General features: G+C 63.6%; 1 pseudogene. It reads right to left on the reverse strand.

From position 1 onward, the window contains the following. A pseudogene (locus Q1B08_RS21745) lies at positions 1 to 418 on the reverse strand (transposase); the annotation flags it as partial.

Consider the following 418-nt stretch of genomic DNA (forward strand, 5'->3'; position numbering starts at 1 on the left):
TCCGCGTGGCCGCTCCCAAAATAAACCGGGAGCTGGGAAATGCATAAGACAAGAGGGGACCAGCAGGTGCAAGGGGCAGCCGCTACCCCGGCAGGGGAGTTGCACGGCCAGCATCTTCTGCCGTCGACACAGCGTCGAGACCGAGGAGGATCAGCGAGCCTTCCTGTAGAAGGATCGCCCGACGAAGGGCACCGGCCAATGGAGTCCTGCCAGCTTCAGAAGGCTCGTGACGAAGCCTGTCGTCTGACGAAGCGGCAGGCCGAACAGGACCTTGATCCCTTTCGGGACATCACTGCGTGATGCCCTGCCGGGCAGTGGTCAGGCAGGCCTGGATCGTGGCATCGCTGTAGACCAGCTGGCCGCCGCGCTTGCCTGATGGCCTGGCGTGCCAAGGCGTTGACGGATCGAACCAGACGGT

The sequence above is a fragment of the uncultured Jannaschia sp. genome (assembly GCF_947494025.1).
Lineage (GTDB): Bacteria > Pseudomonadota > Alphaproteobacteria > Rhodobacterales > Rhodobacteraceae > Jannaschia.